Source organism: Caballeronia sp. SBC1 (genome assembly GCF_011493005.1).
Classification (GTDB): Bacteria; Pseudomonadota; Gammaproteobacteria; order Burkholderiales; family Burkholderiaceae; genus Caballeronia.
Map to the genome: position 1 here is coordinate 1,349,188 of NZ_CP049156.1, position 15,345 is coordinate 1,364,532.

Genomic DNA, 15,345 nt, shown 5'->3' on the forward strand with positions numbered 1-15,345 from the left:
ATCACGAGACAGGAGCGCTCGCCATGAAGTGGACAGACACGCAGGATATCGCGATGGCACTGACCGACACGCATCAGAACGTCGATCCGCAATTCGTGCGATTTACGGATTTGCATCGCTGGGTGACGGAGCTGCCGGGATTCGACGACGACCCCGAGCGTTCCAACGAGAAGATTCTCGAAGCGATCCAGGCGGCGTGGATTGAAGACGCGGATTATTGAATCCGGCTAATTTCCTTAGGCCAAAGCGTTACGAACGAGATAAAACGGCGATTCCATTCGGAATCGCCGTTTTGCGTTGTGCGCTGGTTTGAATGCGGACTACACCTTAGCCTGCAACCAGTGTGCCGTTTTCGATACGCACGCGCTGACCCTGGTTGAACGGAGGCGCCTGGTGATATGTGAAGTAACGCGTCTTGCCGCTTTCCATGTGCACGCGCACCGAATAATCGGTGGTGCTGCGCAGGTGTTTTTCGACCGCATTACCGCCCAAACCACCACCGAGTGCGCCGAGAATCGTCATGCCCGTTCGACCGCCGCCGCGTCCAAACTGATTACCGATAAGGCCGCCCGCAACCGCGCCGCCTACTGCACCGATGCCGGTTCCCTGGCCTTCATGCCGTACGGCCGAGATTGCTTCTACCGTACCGCAACTCGAGCAATACGCGGGTTGGGTGGGCTGCTGCTGTGCGTAGTTGGGCTGCTGTACAGGCTGTTGCGCCACTTGGGGCGCAGCTTGTTGCTGCTGCTGGGCTGCTTGGGCTGCCGCGCGCTGCTGAGCTTGCTGCTGCGCTTGTTCTTGAGCAAGCTGCTCCTGCTGCGCTTGCTGTTGCTGAGCAACGGTAGGCTCGGCCGGTTGTGTCGCTACTTGCGCGGCTTGCGTCTGATCGTTGGTTGGCGACGTGCTCGACGCTTTCGGGAACAGTCCGGTGACCGCTGCCGTGGCAGCAAGACTGGCAACGATCACCGCGCCCGCGGCGGTTGCCACCAGCGGATGAATCTTGCGCCCGCGCGGTGCGCCGGGGTTGGGTGAACTCGATGTGGTCATGTTGTTACTGTTATCCATTTTTGGACCTCCGTCTCAAGGCAGAGTGGTGTCATCAATACGGGTCTGACGTTGCTCACGAGAGCAGTGTCGAACAATCTGAAGCGTAAGGTTTGTCAATTTGTAACGTTTCCAGGCATCCACCAGATGCAAGAAACGCACCGGGTCGAAGATGCGTCGGGCAGCCTTGTTTTTTAAGGGTTTTCCAGATGAGACCCGCGTTGAACGGAAGTCTTGGTCGATGCTTTTTACCTAAAGTTACAAATTCGGCGTTTCTTCGGGACGAAAAAAAGGCGCTTTCGCGCCTTTTTTACAAATCGTCCAGATATCCCTTGAATCAGTCTTCGCGCCGCAGATGCGGGAACAGGATGACGTCGCGGATACTCGGACTGTCGGTCAACAGCATGACCAGCCGGTCGATACCGATTCCGCAGCCACCCGTCGGCGGCATGCCGTGCTCCAGCGCGCGAATGTAGTCGGCGTCGTAGAACATGGCTTCCTCGTCGCCGGCATCTTTCTGGTCGACTTGTTTCTGGAACCGCGCGGCCTGATCTTCGGGGTCGTTCAACTCCGAGAAGCCGTTCGCGATTTCGCGGCCCACAATGAACAACTCGAAGCGTTCAGTTATGCCCGGAGCCGTATCCGACGCCCGCGCCAACGGCGAGACTTCCAGCGGATAGTCGACAATAAACGTCGGCTCCCACAATTGAGATTCCGCGGTTTCTTCGAAGAGCGCGAGCTGCAACGACCCAACGCCCGCGTTCAAAAACTGCGGCTGCGATGCATCGACACCGAACTTCTTCAACTCAGTGCGCAGGAACGCGGCATCGGCGAGTTGTTCGTTTGTGTATTGCGGCGCGTATTTCTGGATCGCTTCGCAGATCGTCAACCGATGGAACGGCTTTGACAAATCCAGTTCACGCCCTTGATACACAATGTTCGCGTTGCCGCGCGCATCGACGGCCGCTTGGCGGATCAGCGCTTCGGTGAAGTCCATCATCCACGTGTAGTCCGTGTACGCGGCGTAGAACTCCATCATCGTGAACTCGGGGTTATGTCGCGGCGACACCCCTTCGTTACGGAAATTCCGGTTGATTTCGAACACGCGTTCGAAACCGCCCACCACCAGCCGCTTCAAATACAGTTCCGGCGCGATACGCAGGAACATTTGCATGTCGAGAGCGTTGTGATGCGTGACGAACGGCTTCGCCGTAGCGCCGCCGGGAATCGCGTGCAGCATCGGCGTTTCCACTTCCATGAAATCAGCCTTCGCCATGAAGCTGCGGATCGACGCGAACGCCTTCGTGCGCGCAATAAACGTCTGACGCGTTTCCGGCGTCACGATCAGGTCAACATACCGTTGCCGATAACGCATTTCCTGATCGGCGAGCCCATGAAATTTATCGGGAAGAGGGCGCAGCGCTTTGGTCAGCAGGCGCAGTTCCGTGCATCGAACGGACAGTTCGCCCTTGTTCGTGCGGAACAAAACACCCTTTGTCGCGATGATGTCGCCCAGGTCCCACTTTTTGAACGCGTCGTAGACTTCCTGGCCGACGTCGGCGGGCGTGATGAAGAACTGGATCTGGCCGCTGCCGTCTTGCACCGTCGCAAAGCTGGCCTTACCCATGACACGTTTCAACATCATCCGGCCCGCAACCGCGACTTGCAGCGGCTCGGCTTCGAGCGCGTCCTTGTCTTTATCGGCGTAGTCGGATTGCAGCGCGGCGGCTTGGTGCGTTGGCCGGAAATCGTTCGGATACGCAATTCCCTGCTCGCGCAACGCGCGGAGTTTGTCGCGACGCTCGGCGAGGATCTGGTTTTCTTCCAGTTCGGGAGCTGCGCCCGGCTGAGTCGGTTCGGTCATGATGTGTTTGGCTTTGAGTGCGATGAATGCGGCTTGGTCGTGGGACTGATGCTGCGTCCGAGTTGTTTGCGTTTCGCCGCGTGAACTTTAGCGTTGAAACATAGCGTAGAGACACAACGGAGAAACACAGGCCACACGGATGGTCGCAAATATTAGCGATGCAATGCTGCGATGGATTGCCGTGAATGAAGCAACGTCGCAACGATGATGCGGTTGGCGCGGCGGCGTGTTACTGAAGCCGCGCCGTTTGCACGACGCCTGCACGACGTTTGTTCGAGTTTGCTTATACGCCCTGTTTAAGACTTGCGCCGATGAAGTCGTCCAGGTCGCCGTCCAGCACGGCTTTCGTGTTGCTGATTTCCACGTTGGTGCGCAGGTCCTTGATGCGGCTGTTGTCGAGCACGTATGAGCGGATCTGGTGACCCCAGCCTACATCGGTCTTGCTGTTTTCCAGGTTGTCTTTCTCAACCTGGCGCTTGCGCATTTCGAACTCGTACAGCTTCGCTTTCAGCATTTGCATGGCTTCGGCGCGGTTACGGTGTTGCGAGCGATCGTTTTGGCACTGCACCACGATTCCGGTGGGCGCGTGAGTCAGGCGCACGGCCGAATCGGTCTTGTTGATGTGCTGCCCGCCCGCGCCGGAAGCGCGATATGTATCGGTGCGAATGTCGGCCGGATTGATATCGATTTCGATGGAATCGTCGACTTCCGGATACACGAAGATCGATGAAAACGACGTATGGCGTCCGCCTGATGAGTCGAAGGGCGACTTGCGCACGAGCCGATGAACGCCCGTTTCCGTGCGCAGGAAACCGTAGGCGTATTCGCCTTCGACCTTGATGGTCGCGCTCTTGATACCGGCCACGTCGCCGTCGGACTCTTCGAGAACTTCAGTCTTGAAACCTTTGCGTTCGCAATAACGAAGGTACTGGCGCATCAACATGGCTGCCCAGTCGCACGCTTCCGTGCCGCCGGCGCCAGCCTGGATATCGATGAAGCAATTGTTCGGGTCGGCCGGGTTCGAGAACATCCGGCGGAATTCCATGTCTTCAACGCGTTTTTCGAGCGCTGCCGTGTCCGCTTCACATGAGACGAGCGTGTCTTCGTCGTTTTCTTCGCGGCCCATGTCGAACAGATCTTGCGTGTCGCGAAGATCGTTATCGAGGTCCGTGATCGTTGTGACGACGTTGTCCAGCAGTTTTTTCTCGCGGCCCAGGGCTTGGGCGTTTTTCGAGTCGTTCCAGACGTTCGGGTCTTCTAGTACCCGGTTGACTTCGTCGAGACGCAGGGCTTTGGCGTCGTAGTCAAAGATACCCCCGGAGCTCGCCAGCGCGACGGCGCAGGTCGGCGAGGAGGTTCTCGATTGCGTTTAGACGTTCCGCTTCCATTTGGTCGTTTTCAGGTTTTTTGGCTAAGAGGGAAATTATAGCTTAGCGAGAGAGAGGCATCGGCGGGTGGATGAGGCTGGGCTTCGGCCCGAGCGCATTGGCCATCCTACGTTTTCTCACCCAACCGCATGCTCAACAATCATCTGTACCCGGGCGACCCCGTTCCAGGTATCGGAAACCAGCCGGTACGCCACGACGGTGCGCGCCGGCAGCGTTTCCGTGTGATTAAACCAGATAGCGTTGAACCGCTGCTGCCCGCGCCGCAATTGCAGCTTCAAATGCTTGTCCTTGACAAGCGCCTGGGACGCCACTTCAAACTCCCCGGAAAACACAGGCGCCGGAAAACCTTGCCCCCATACCGCGCCATCGATCAACTCGACAAACTGCGGCGTGAAATAAGCGTCCTCAAGCTCGCCATCGGTTTCCACCACCCGGGACAACGCGTCCGAGCTCAACCACTCGCGTCCGACGGCTTCAAACGCCGCGGTGAACCGCGGAATGTCGGCGGTAACAATCGTCATCCCCGCCGCCATCGCATGGCCGCCGAATTTCACGATCATGCCGGGCTCGCGCTTGGAAATCAGATCGACCGCATCACGCAGATGAAACCCCGGAATCGAGCGCCCCGATCCCTTCGATAAAACCCCGCTCTCATCGGCGTGAGCAAATGTGAACGATGGCCGGTGGAATTTCTCCTTCAGCCGCCCGGCGACAATCCCGATCACGCCCTGATGCCACGCCGGATTAAACAGCGTCAGCGTGGCCGAATCCGCCGGATCGATGCTCGCCAGTTCCTCAAGCGCCTGCTCCTGCATTCCGGCCTCAATCTCCCGCCGCTCGCGATTGATCGAATCCAGTTGCTGCGCCAATTCCCACGCGCGACCGATGTCATCGGTGATCAGGCATTCAATCCCGAGCGACATATCCGATAACCGTCCCGCCGCATTCAGCCGTGGCCCAAGCGCGAAACCGAGATCGAATCCCGACGCGGCGCGTGCATCGCGCGCAGCCGCGCGAAACAGCGCCGCGATGCCGGGTTGCATCCGTCCCGCGCGAATCCGCTTTAATCCCTGCGCGACGAGTATCCGGTTATTCGGATCTAGCTTCACGACGTCGGCCACGGTGCCGAGCGCAACCAGATCGAGCAGGCCGTCCAGACGCGGTTCGGGAGCGTCGGTGGTGAAAGCATTGCGTCGACGCAACTCTGCCCGCAATGCGAGCAGCACGTAGAAAATCACCCCCACACCTGCGATGCACTTGCTCTCAAACGTGCAGCCCGGCTGGTTGGGATTCACGATCGCGCGCGCGGGCGGCAGATCGTCGCCGGGTAGATGGTGATCGGTCACCAGCACGTCGATACCCAATGCATTCGCGGCCTCGACGCCATCCACGCTCGCAATGCCGTTGTCCACGGTGATCAGCAGATCGGGCTTCCCGCCTGCGCGGCTCGCGGCCAGCGCGACGATTTCGGGCGTCAGGCCATAGCCGTATTCGAACCGGTTTGGCACCAGGTAATCGATCTGTGCGCCGAACATTCGCAAGCCGCGCACGGCAACGGCGCAGGCGGTGGCGCCATCGCAATCGTAGTCGGCGACGACCAGCATGCGGCGTTTCGACGCGAGCGCGTCGGCGAGAACGGCGGCGGCTTCATCGCAACCTTTCAGCCCGATGGGCGCGTGCAATTTTTTGAGTTCGGTCTCGATCTCCTCCGGCGAACACACCCCACGCGACGCGTACAGACGCGCAATGACAGGATGAACGCCATGACGCATGAGGACGGCGGCATCGGCGGGAGAGGGGGCGCGAGTGACGATTCGGGTCATGCGGACAGGCCGGTGATGATTCGTTTCATTCGATTCATTTATTCGCTTCGCTAATTCGCGTTATTTATTCGCGTCGTTTATTCGACAAGCAGCGCCGCGATCGGACGCCGCCGCCAGAATTTACGCAACGCGCCGCGCGTGACGGTCAGCGACACGACGCCGGTGTCGCTGCACAACGTAAGGCGCAACGTGCCGAGCGTGCCATTTTCCAGTGCGGCCAAGGCGGGTGCGAACCAATCGCGCTCCAGGGTGCCGAGCGCGTCGTTCCAGTGCGCCCAGTCCTGTTCGATGAACGGTGCGGAAAACGGATCGAGTTCGACGAGCGCGCGGCCTTTGCTGGTCGTTTTTGAGGCCATAAAAGCGGCGAAAGATTCCGGCGGGGCTTGTGGCGCAACATCAGCGGCGAGCGCGAGGCCGCGCGTGGCCGGCGCTTTCGACATAACCTGCGCGAACGGGCTCGTCACGCTGCGACGCGCGCCTTGCGCGTGCAGCCAGATCGAATTGATCGAGGGCAAGCCACGCGCTTCGCGCGCTTCGTTAAGCGGATGTTCGAACCACGCCATCTGCACTTCATTCTGCAGCTTCATCCACGCGCGCGAGCGCTCGCCGGTGCCGGCTTCGTGCGGCAGCCAGATTTCGATATTGCGACCGCTCGCTCGCAACGGCGACGCGCCCGCGAGCGTACCGAGATTCGGCCCGGCGACGTACCAGCGTGCCGGTTGCGGCGCCTGAATTACCAGTCCGAGGTCTTCTATCAGCGGCTTGACGACATCGAATAACGTGCGTGCTTCGTGATCGTCTATACCCAGCGTCGCCGGATCGATCAGCACCAGATGGTCACGCGCGATCCGTACGTGCACCGGTTCGACGCATGCCCAGATGGTGTCGCCGGGTATCCCGCCGTCGGCGAGCAACATATAGGGCGCGAGCGGCGCTTCGTCGGCCGCTCGTCCGGGAATCTCATTCACCACGCCAAATTGCCGCGCAATCCAGCGCTCATGCGGCAACGTGCGCTGGAAATCGTCACCGATCACGCGCTCATCGAGCGTCGCGCGGGCAATCAGCCGGTCGAGCGCGGGACGGTCAAGCTGGTGGAGCGCAGTGGCGGCGTCCGCGGCCGATGGCAGCGCGAACGGTAAGAGGAGGTGAAGATCGGGGAGCTTGGGCGTGGGCATGATGCTGCGCATTGTAGGGCAAAGGACGCGGTGTTTTCCGGGCGCTTGCCGTTTGCCTTGTGCGCAATACGCTACCTATGCGTGACAAGTAGCAAGTAATGCGCGGGTAGCTGCCGGGCACGGAAAGTTGGTCCTGGACTACGTTAAAGCTGAGGCCGGGCTGCAGCGGTGAACGTGCGCGGATTGCACGCTGGCACGGGCTTCAGCGCTTGCGAATAAGTTTGCTCGACCCGACTCTGAAGGCCTCGCCCCAAGGCTTTGCGACGACACCCGGAGCCAGGGCGCAGCACATTTCTCTTACTGCCCAGCTCGACGCTTCACGCACGCGACAACTCACGCGGCTCAACCTTGCGGTCGATTTCCGTGCGCGTTGGCAATGTTTTCAGGTCATACATGGCTTGGAGATTCAGCCAGAACTCGGGTGTGGAGTCGAAGTAGCGTGCAAGGCGATAGGCGGTGTCGGCTGTGATGCCACGCCGTTCCTTCACGATTTCATGCATACGCGTAGCCGGCACGTTCAACGCCAGAGCCAACGCGTTCACGCTCATTTCGAGCGGAACCAGATAGTCTTCCCGCAAGACCTCGCCCGGATGAACCGGACGCATGCCGTTCTTGGACATGTGCTTCCCCATTCAGTGATAGTCGATGATTTCGACGTCGACAAGACCCTTCGTCGTCCATTTGAAACAAACGCGCCATTGCCCGTTAATCCGGATGCTGAGCTGACCGCGCCGATCGCCGGCAAGGGATTCGAGCCGGTTACCGGGCGGCGATTTCAGGTCACGTATTTCCACCGCAGCGTCCAGTGCTGAGAGCCTTCTGATCGCGACATCAGCGATTGCCCGAAACCGTTTCGGCGTTCCGCCTTCGTAAAGTGCCTGAGTGTCCTTGCATCGGAACGTTTGTATCATTATGCTCATCGTATTACGTGTAGCGTAATACGTCAATGGTTGGGGTGATGAACCGCTGCAGCGGCTTGGAGCCGAGTTTCTGAAGAGATAGCGCTGCGCGGGTGAGCCGGTCGAGTATGAACGGCGACATGGGCGTGGGAAATCGTCCGAATGGCCAGCATGGTGGCTTGCGGCATCGTTTTTCCCTCCGCCGCGTCATGCGGGCTAAAGGAGTGGCTAAGAATTGTGTGGCAAACTTCGCGCTTGATCGCAGACGGATCGGTGCCCCCGTATACGCCAAGGATTAAACAGGCGTTGTGGTTGCCACCCCTGGTGGACTGGGTCGGGTTAGAAAAAATGGCGCAAGTCATTGGTCGTGCTCTTCACGGGCGCGTGGATTGAAAGAAAGAAAGAAAGAAAGAGAAAAAGCAGCCGTGCGCCGAATGCGCGATGTAAAGATCGAAGAACGTTAGAACGCTGAAAAGGAATCGCTTGAAACTTCCCTACGAATGGCAGATCGGCTGGCGCTATACCCGCGCCGGCAAACGCACCACCGGCAACGGTTTTATCTCGTTTATCGCGCTGGTATCGATGGCTGGTATCGCCCTTGGCGTCGCGGCGCTGATCGTCGTGCTCTCGGTCATGAACGGGTTCCAGAAAGAGGTCCGCGACCGCATGTTGTCCGTGCTCGCGCACGTCGAAATATTCTCGCCGACCGGGTCCATGCCCAACTGGCAACTGACCGCGCAGGAAGCGCGCAAGAATCCGGAAGTGATCGGCGCGGCGCCCTACGTGGACGCCCAGGCGCTACTGACGCGTCAAGGCGCGGTCAGCGGTGTGGCGTTGCGAGGCGTGGAGCCGTCGCTGGAACCGGAAGTGTCGGACATCGGCAAGGAGATGCGGGGCGGCAAGCTCACTGATCTCGTGCCGGGCAGCTTCGGCATTGTGCTGGGCGCGGATCTGGCGACCAATCTCGGCGTGACCACGGGCGACAAGATCACGCTGGTCGCGCCCGAAGGCACGATCACGCCGGCGGGCATGCTGCCGCGGCTCAAGCAGTTCACCGTGGTCGGCGTGTTCGAGTCGGGGCACTACGAATACGACTCCACGCTGGCGCTGATTTCAATCGCAGACGCGCAGGCGCTGTTCCGGCTGCCAGCGCCCACGGGTGTGCGCCTGAAGCTGAAGGACATGCAGCGCGCGCCGGAAGTCGCGCGGCAACTTTCTCGCACGCTCTCCGGCGACCTTTATATTCGTGACTGGACGCAGCAGAACAAGACCTGGTTCTCGGCCGTGCAGATCGAGAAACGCATGATGTTCATCATCCTGACGCTGATTATTGCGGTGGCGGCGTTCAACCTGGTGTCGTCGCTGGTGATGACCGTGACTGACAAACAAGCGGACATTGCCATCCTTCGCACGCTTGGCGCGCAACCCGGCTCGATCATGAAGATCTTCGTGATCCAGGGCGTGACCATTGGCTTTATCGGAACGGCGCTTGGCGTGACGCTGGGGTGTCTTATTGCATGGAGCATTCCGTGGCTCGTGCCCATGATCGAGCATCTGCTTGGCGTGCAGTTCCTGCCGCCATCGGTATATTTCATCAGTGAATTGCCGTCCGAACTCGTCCCCGCGGACGTCGCGCGGATCGGCCTTATCGCATTCGTATTGTCATCGCTCGCGACGCTCTATCCGAGCTGGCGCGGCGCGAAGGTTCGCCCGGCGGAGGCACTGCGCTATGAGTGATAACAACAGCAACATCGTGCTCGAAGCATCGGCGATTTCGAAGACTTTCGTGCAGGGCGGCTTCAACGTGCAAGTGCTGGACAACGCGGAATTGCAGGTCCGGCGCGGCGAGAAACTGGCGATCGTAGGCGCATCGGGGTCGGGTAAAAGTACGCTGCTGCACGTGCTCGGCGGTCTCGATGAACCCAGTGCAGGCAAGGTTTCATTGCTGGGCAAACCGTTCACGGCATTGCGTGAACGCGAACGCAACGAGCTGCGTAATCGCGCGCTTGGCTTCGTGTATCAGTTTCATCATTTGCTCGCGGAATTCAGCGCGCTCGATAACGTCGCGATGCCGCTACGCATTCGCCGCATGAACGAGACGGACGCACGCAAGGAGGCCATGGCCGTGCTCGATCGCGTGGGGATCGGGCATCGGGCGAAACATCGGCCAGGCGAATTGTCGGGCGGCGAACGCCAGCGCGTGGCAATTGCACGCGCGCTGGTCACGCGCCCGGCATGCGTGCTCGCCGATGAGCCGACTGGCAACCTCGACGGCGCTACTGCGGATACGGTGTTCAACCTGATGCTGGAGTTGTCGCAGACGTTCGAAACGAGCTTCGTTATCGTCACGCATGATCCCGATCTCGCCGCGCGCTGCGACCGCATCATGCGCTTGCGCGACGGCGTGCTGTTCGAGGAGCCGGTCGTCCCTGTTTAATGGTGGAATAAGCTGGAATGCTGGAGGCGTTGCATGTGGATCGACACGCATTGCCATCTCGATGCATCCGAATTCGATGCCGACCGCGATGCCGTTGCCGCATCGGCATTGAAAGAGGGCGTCTCGCGGATCGTTATTCCGGGCGTGGAGCGCCAGAATTTTGACCGCGTACGGGCGCTTGCGCATCGCATTGAAGGCGGTGCTTACGCGCTCGGCATTCACCCGTTGTGCACGCCGCGTGCACACGACGACGATCTGCGCGTGCTGCGCGAGCAGATTGCCGCGAGCATGGATGATCCGAGGTTTGTGGGTATTGGTGAGATCGGGCTGGACTATTTTGTGCCCGGCCTCGACGATGCGCGCCAAATTTTCTTCTATTACGAGCAACTCAAGCTCGCACGCGAATTTGAGTTGCCTGTGATCTGCCATGTGCGTAAATCGCAAGACAAAGTACTCAAGGGCCTGCGCGTGTTCTCAGTCAAACTCGGTATTGCGCATGCGTTTAACGGCAGTTTTCAGCAGGCCGAAGCGTTCATCGCGCATGGCATGCGGCTGGGTTTTGGCGGCAATCTGACCTTCGAGCGCGCCCGCCAGATTCGACGCCTTGCCGCAGATTTGCCGCTGGACGCGATCGTGCTCGAAACCGATGCGCCCGATATTGCGCCTTCATGGCTGTACAAGCATCGCAACGCACCGGATCAGGTGCCGGGCATCGCGCGGGTGCTTGCGCAATTGCGCGGTATCGATGAAAAGACGCTTTCTTTAGGCACAACGGCTAACGCGCACGCCGCGCTGCCGCGACTCGGCCTTATCTCCGCATAGCAAGTTCTTTTGTGCGCTCAGAAGTTGTCATCCGAGGGGTGCGTTAAAGCGTATAAAGTTGCCCTGGAGTACATTGTAAATTGACTGCTTTTGCGATAGCCATTCCCTGATCGTATGAAAATCCTCGATCGGTCGTTGGTTGAAAAAACTCAATAAAGTCAAGACTCTTCTTTGTATAGACAAACCCGCCAACCAGCGGATTACTAACGGAATACATAGTCGGTATTAAAGCCATCATTGATGAAGCAGGGATGCCGATTAAATGCTCTTCCAAATCACCATTCTGGATATTTCCCTGCGGGTAAAACCATAGCGGGGTACTCACAAACAGAAACGATTCCTCCCCCATGCTGGTGAGCAGGGTTCGCATCAGCCATTTAGCCGTCTCCAGATTTAGATGTTCAATAACATCCAGGAGGCAGATTATTTTATATTCGGCAAGTTTATCGGATGGCAACGACTGGGCTAACCCGTGCCAGACGTTCCGGTATATTTTTTTGTCGAATAGCGTCTGGTTATTGCAGTTGGGGAGAAATCCATCTATGCCGTCAACCGCCCAGTGTGCGGTTTCTGGATTGCTGTGAATTAATTGTCCGAACCCACCGCCTCCAAACCCGATGTCAAGCACCTCTGCACTGGAAGCATTGTCATTCAAAATATGAAAAATAACGCCTTTCGGTGACGCAGAATTACCGCGTGCAATGAGATCGGAAACAGTTATTTCAGAGATGACGGAATAATTTTTTACAATTTGACGTAACATTTTTTTATCTTTGAGTTTTACCCGGGTCAGTCAGTTCAGTGTAACTGTCTGCAACGCGCGGGTTTGGTTGATTTGAATCATATGAGCCGCGCAGGCTGACGATCTCGATAGCGGGTGACGTTGGATGTTGGCTTGATTTAGATTCGTCGGCAGTGACTATAACCGCTCTCAACCCTCCGTTTACTTCGGTTTCGCGTTAAAAATTGTATATGCGGGTGGGCATTGGCATTATGAGGACGCTTTCCCGGATGCTGGCGCGCCCATAGAAACTGACGCGCCCGATATTGCACCTTCATGGCTGTACAAGCATCGCAATGCGCCGGATCAGGTGCCGGGTATTGCGCGGGTGCTTGCGCAATTGCGCGGTATCGATGAAATGACGCTTTCATTAGGCACAACGGCTAACGCGCACGCCGCGCTGCCGCGACTCGGCCTTATCTCCGCATAATCAGTTTCTCGTATTCGTTCGATTGCAGGCATTGAAGGCCAGTGGGTGTCTTCGATGCGTCTGCGCTCGCGTCGAGTTTTTGAGGAGCGGGCGTGCGGGGTATCTTGATTGGCTTTGCGCTGGGAATCGCCTGCTTGCAGCAGCAGGCTGTGTTGCCCGGCGCTCTTTTTCTGTGGGCGCTTTTGCTCATGCTCGGGCTTGCCGGCGCACTCGCGGTTTATTTTCCGCGGTTTCGCGCGGCATCGCTGATTGCGGCTGCATTGATTGTCGGCTTCGGTTACGCCGCCTGGCGTGCGGACACGCGATTGCAACGCGCATTGCCGGTTGCATTTGAGAACCGCAACATCGAGTTGACCGGATTCGTGCGTGGATTGCCTATGCAAGGCGCGGACAGCACGCGGTTCCTGTTTGAGGTCGAATCGAACGATGCGTCATTGCCGAACTTCCCGCGTGTCGTGCAACTGTCGTGGATAGCGGTGGATGCATCTAAACGTGGTCCCGCCGCCGCGCCACCTCCTGCTCTTTGGGCAGGCCAACGATGGACCCTGGTCGCGCGATTAAAACGCCCGCATGGCAATGCCAATTTTCGTGGTCGCGATGCTGAAGCGGCGCTGCTCGCCCGCAACATTCGTGCGACCGGTTACGTATCCGTGCCGGGTGCGGCGCGGCGTTTACCTACTGATGCGCATGGCTTTGCGCTCACTATCGATCGTTGGCGTGCGCGGTTGCGCGAGCGCGTTTTAACGGCACTCGACGGCGCTGCGCATCGAGGCATTGTCGTGGCGTTGGCAACAGGCGCCCAAGACGTGGTCAGCGAAGCCGACTGGACCTTGCTGCGCGCGACCGGGACGAGTCACCTGGTGGCAATTTCCGGGCTGCATATTGGCTTTGTCGCGGGGCTCGCGGCGCTACTAAGCGGCGGGTTATGGCGACGCTTGCGCTGGCACGGATTGCCAGCGCCGTTGATCGTATCGGCGCAAAAAGCGGCAGCAGCCGGCGCGGCTGTATTCGCGGCTTTCTACGCGGCGCTCGCCGGATTCAACGTTCCCGCGCAACGATCGATGTGGATGTTGTGCTTTGTCGCGCTCGCTGTGCTGAGCGGGCGCCGCCCGGCGTCTTCGCTGGTGCTCGCTTGGGCGCTGGCGTTGGTGCTATTGGTGGATCCATGGGCGGTGACGGCAGCAGGATTCTGGTTGTCGTTCTGCGCGGTGGCGGCCATCCTGTTTGCGATTGCATCGCGTGGGCGGCAGGCATCGGTGGGCTTCGCGGAGGAGTTCGCGGCGCCCCAGCCAGACGAGGGCCCCTCGACGAACGAATCTGACGATGAAGGCGGCGCTCAACCACGCCGGCACATCCGCGACCGGCTTGGCGACGCGATCGGGCGAATCCGCGTTCGCTCGCTGGCTTGGCTCAGACCTACGGCACGGCGCATCGGCCGCGGGCTCGCATCCAGTGCGCGCGTGCAGTACGCAATAACACTCGGACTCGCGCCGCTCACTGCGTACTGGTTTTTCCAGATTCCACTGCTGGGGCCGCTTGCCAACGCGTTCGCGATTCCCTGGATCAGCTTTCTCGTTACGCCGACCGTGCTGGTGGCTGTCTTGCTGCCCGCACCGCTTGACGTATTTGCGTACCACGCGGCGCATAGCATGCTGACCCCGATGTTCGACGCGCTCGCCCACCTGTCTGGACCCACATGGACGCTCTGGCGTTTGCCGCAGCCGGACGGTTTTGCGCTTACGGCTGCGGCGTTTGGCGTGATATGGGCGCTCGCTCCGCGCGGCTGGCCGCTGCGGTTCGCCGCTCCGCTCACCTGGTTGCCGCTGGCGCTTCCTGTCTCTCAAGCCCCTCCGAACGGCACGTTTCGAGTAACGGCGCTCGACATTGGCCAGGGATCTTCTGTCGTCCTCGAAACCACGCACCACACCTTGCTCTTCGATGCGGGTCCGGGCCCTGAATCCACGTACGCGGGTGAGCGGCTTGTCGTACCGTATCTATTCGCCCACGGCCTCTCCACACTCGATACGCTGATGATCAGCCACTCGGACTCCGATCACTCGGGCGGTGCACCCGCGGTGCTCGAGAGCATTCAGGTCCGGCAATTCGTGGCGTCGCTGCGGCCGCGCGAACCGTTGTGGAAGACGGCACAGGATCACGGCAGCGCTTTGTTGCGCTGTGTCGCGGGGCAGCGCTGGCAGTGGGACGGCGTGGTGTTCGACGTGCTATGGCCACAGCCTGGGCCGCTCGCGGCCAAACCGAACGCCACGTCATGCGTGCTGAAAGTGACAAGCGCGGCGGGGCGCTCGGCGCTCTTGGCCGCCGACATTGAAGCCGACGTCGAGCGCCAGCTGTTGCAACTCGGGCAAGGTCAGCCCGCCTGGCTTCAGGCTGATGTGCTGATAGTGCCGCATCACGGCAGCAAGACGTCGTCTACCGAGCCTTTCCTCGACGCCGTGAGGCCGCGCGTCGCGGTATTTCAGGTAGGCTACCGCAACCGTTTTAACCATCCGCATCCGACGGTTTTCGAGCGGTATCGACTACGTCATATCGAGTTATCGCGCAGCGACGAAGACGGTGCGGCGCGCATGGAGGTGTCGGCGGACGTGTCCATCGAACGTTTCAGGCAGACGCACCTGCGTTACTGGATGGGACGGTGAGCACAACGTTAAGAACGACATATTA

General features: G+C 59.4%; 13 protein-coding genes and 1 pseudogene. 6 read left to right on the forward strand and 8 right to left on the reverse strand.

Annotated elements, in window-relative coordinates:
• Positions 1-23: 23 nt before the first annotated feature.
• The gene (gene iscX, locus SBC1_RS05845; protein ID WP_047896467.1) at positions 24-221 is read left to right on the forward strand and encodes a Fe-S cluster assembly protein IscX; all 198 of its coding nucleotides are present in this window, start codon (positions 24-26) and stop codon (positions 219-221) included.
• A 106-nt stretch (positions 222-327) separates the two neighbouring features.
• Here iscX and SBC1_RS05850 read toward each other — a convergent pair whose 3' ends face one another.
• The 7 genes from SBC1_RS05850 to SBC1_RS05880 all read right to left on the reverse strand — a co-directional run bounded on the left by SBC1_RS05850 (position 328) and on the right by SBC1_RS05880 (position 8,214).
• On the reverse strand, positions 328-1,065 hold the full coding sequence (locus tag SBC1_RS05850; RefSeq protein ID WP_165088495.1) for a glycine zipper 2TM domain-containing protein: 738 nt from the start codon (positions 1,063-1,065) through the stop codon (positions 328-330).
• 316 nt (positions 1,066-1,381) lie between these two features.
• Positions 1,382-2,908: a lysine--tRNA ligase gene (gene lysS / locus SBC1_RS05855; protein ID WP_165088499.1), complete on the reverse strand. Its 1,527-nt coding sequence runs from the start codon at positions 2,906-2,908 to the stop codon at positions 1,382-1,384.
• A gap of 283 nt (positions 2,909-3,191) precedes the next feature.
• A protein-coding gene (prfB, locus tag SBC1_RS05860; protein ID WP_165088503.1) for a peptide chain release factor 2 occupies positions 3,192-4,296 on the reverse strand; the annotation gives its coding sequence in 2 pieces (ribosomal slippage) (positions 3,192-4,214 and positions 4,216-4,296; 1,104 coding nt in all).
• Between the two features lie 116 nt (positions 4,297-4,412).
• Positions 4,413-6,119: a single-stranded-DNA-specific exonuclease RecJ gene (gene recJ / locus SBC1_RS05865; RefSeq protein WP_165088506.1), complete on the reverse strand. Its 1,707-nt coding sequence runs from the start codon at positions 6,117-6,119 to the stop codon at positions 4,413-4,415.
• Between the two features lie 77 nt (positions 6,120-6,196).
• On the reverse strand, positions 6,197-7,306 hold the full coding sequence (locus tag SBC1_RS05870) for a regulator (protein WP_165088509.1): 1,110 nt from the start codon (positions 7,304-7,306) through the stop codon (positions 6,197-6,199).
• Between the two features lie 305 nt (positions 7,307-7,611).
• Positions 7,612-7,914 carry a HigA family addiction module antitoxin gene (locus tag SBC1_RS05875; RefSeq protein WP_165088512.1) on the reverse strand — a complete coding sequence of 101 codons (303 nt, stop codon included), beginning with the start codon at positions 7,912-7,914 and terminating at the stop codon, positions 7,612-7,614.
• Between the two features lie 12 nt (positions 7,915-7,926).
• On the reverse strand, positions 7,927-8,214 hold the full coding sequence (locus SBC1_RS05880; RefSeq protein ID WP_165088515.1) for a type II toxin-antitoxin system RelE/ParE family toxin: 288 nt from the start codon (positions 8,212-8,214) through the stop codon (positions 7,927-7,929).
• Positions 8,215-8,676: 462 nt separating this feature from the next.
• Here SBC1_RS05880 and SBC1_RS05885 point away from each other — a divergent pair, with 462 nt between their 5' ends.
• Genes SBC1_RS05885 through SBC1_RS05895 form a run of 3 tightly spaced genes read left to right on the forward strand, consistent with a single transcriptional unit; the run spans position 8,677 to position 11,452 of the window.
• Positions 8,677-9,930, forward strand: coding sequence for a lipoprotein-releasing ABC transporter permease subunit (locus SBC1_RS05885; protein WP_165088520.1), 1,254 nt, complete (start codon positions 8,677-8,679; stop codon positions 9,928-9,930).
• A complete protein-coding gene (gene lolD, locus SBC1_RS05890) occupies positions 9,923-10,630 on the forward strand; it encodes a lipoprotein-releasing ABC transporter ATP-binding protein LolD (RefSeq protein WP_165088523.1) in 708 nt (235 codons plus the stop codon). Before SBC1_RS05885 ends, lolD begins: the two co-directional genes overlap by 8 nt.
• A gap of 33 nt (positions 10,631-10,663) precedes the next feature.
• Entirely contained in the window at positions 10,664-11,452 is a 789-nt protein-coding gene (locus SBC1_RS05895; RefSeq protein ID WP_165088528.1) for a TatD family hydrolase, read from the forward strand.
• A 43-nt stretch (positions 11,453-11,495) separates the two neighbouring features.
• Here SBC1_RS05895 and SBC1_RS39605 read toward each other — a convergent pair whose 3' ends face one another.
• The gene (locus tag SBC1_RS39605) at positions 11,496-12,215 is read right to left on the reverse strand and encodes a hypothetical protein (RefSeq protein WP_206366020.1); all 720 of its coding nucleotides are present in this window, start codon (positions 12,213-12,215) and stop codon (positions 11,496-11,498) included.
• A 262-nt stretch (positions 12,216-12,477) separates the two neighbouring features.
• Here SBC1_RS39605 and SBC1_RS05905 point away from each other — a divergent pair.
• A pseudogene (locus tag SBC1_RS05905) lies at positions 12,478-12,663 on the forward strand (TatD family hydrolase); the annotation flags it as partial.
• A gap of 92 nt (positions 12,664-12,755) precedes the next feature.
• Positions 12,756-15,320 (forward strand): DNA internalization-related competence protein ComEC/Rec2, encoded by a 2,565-nt coding sequence (locus tag SBC1_RS05910; protein WP_165088531.1) that lies wholly within the window; start codon positions 12,756-12,758, stop codon positions 15,318-15,320.
• Positions 15,321-15,345: the final 25 nt, after the last annotated feature.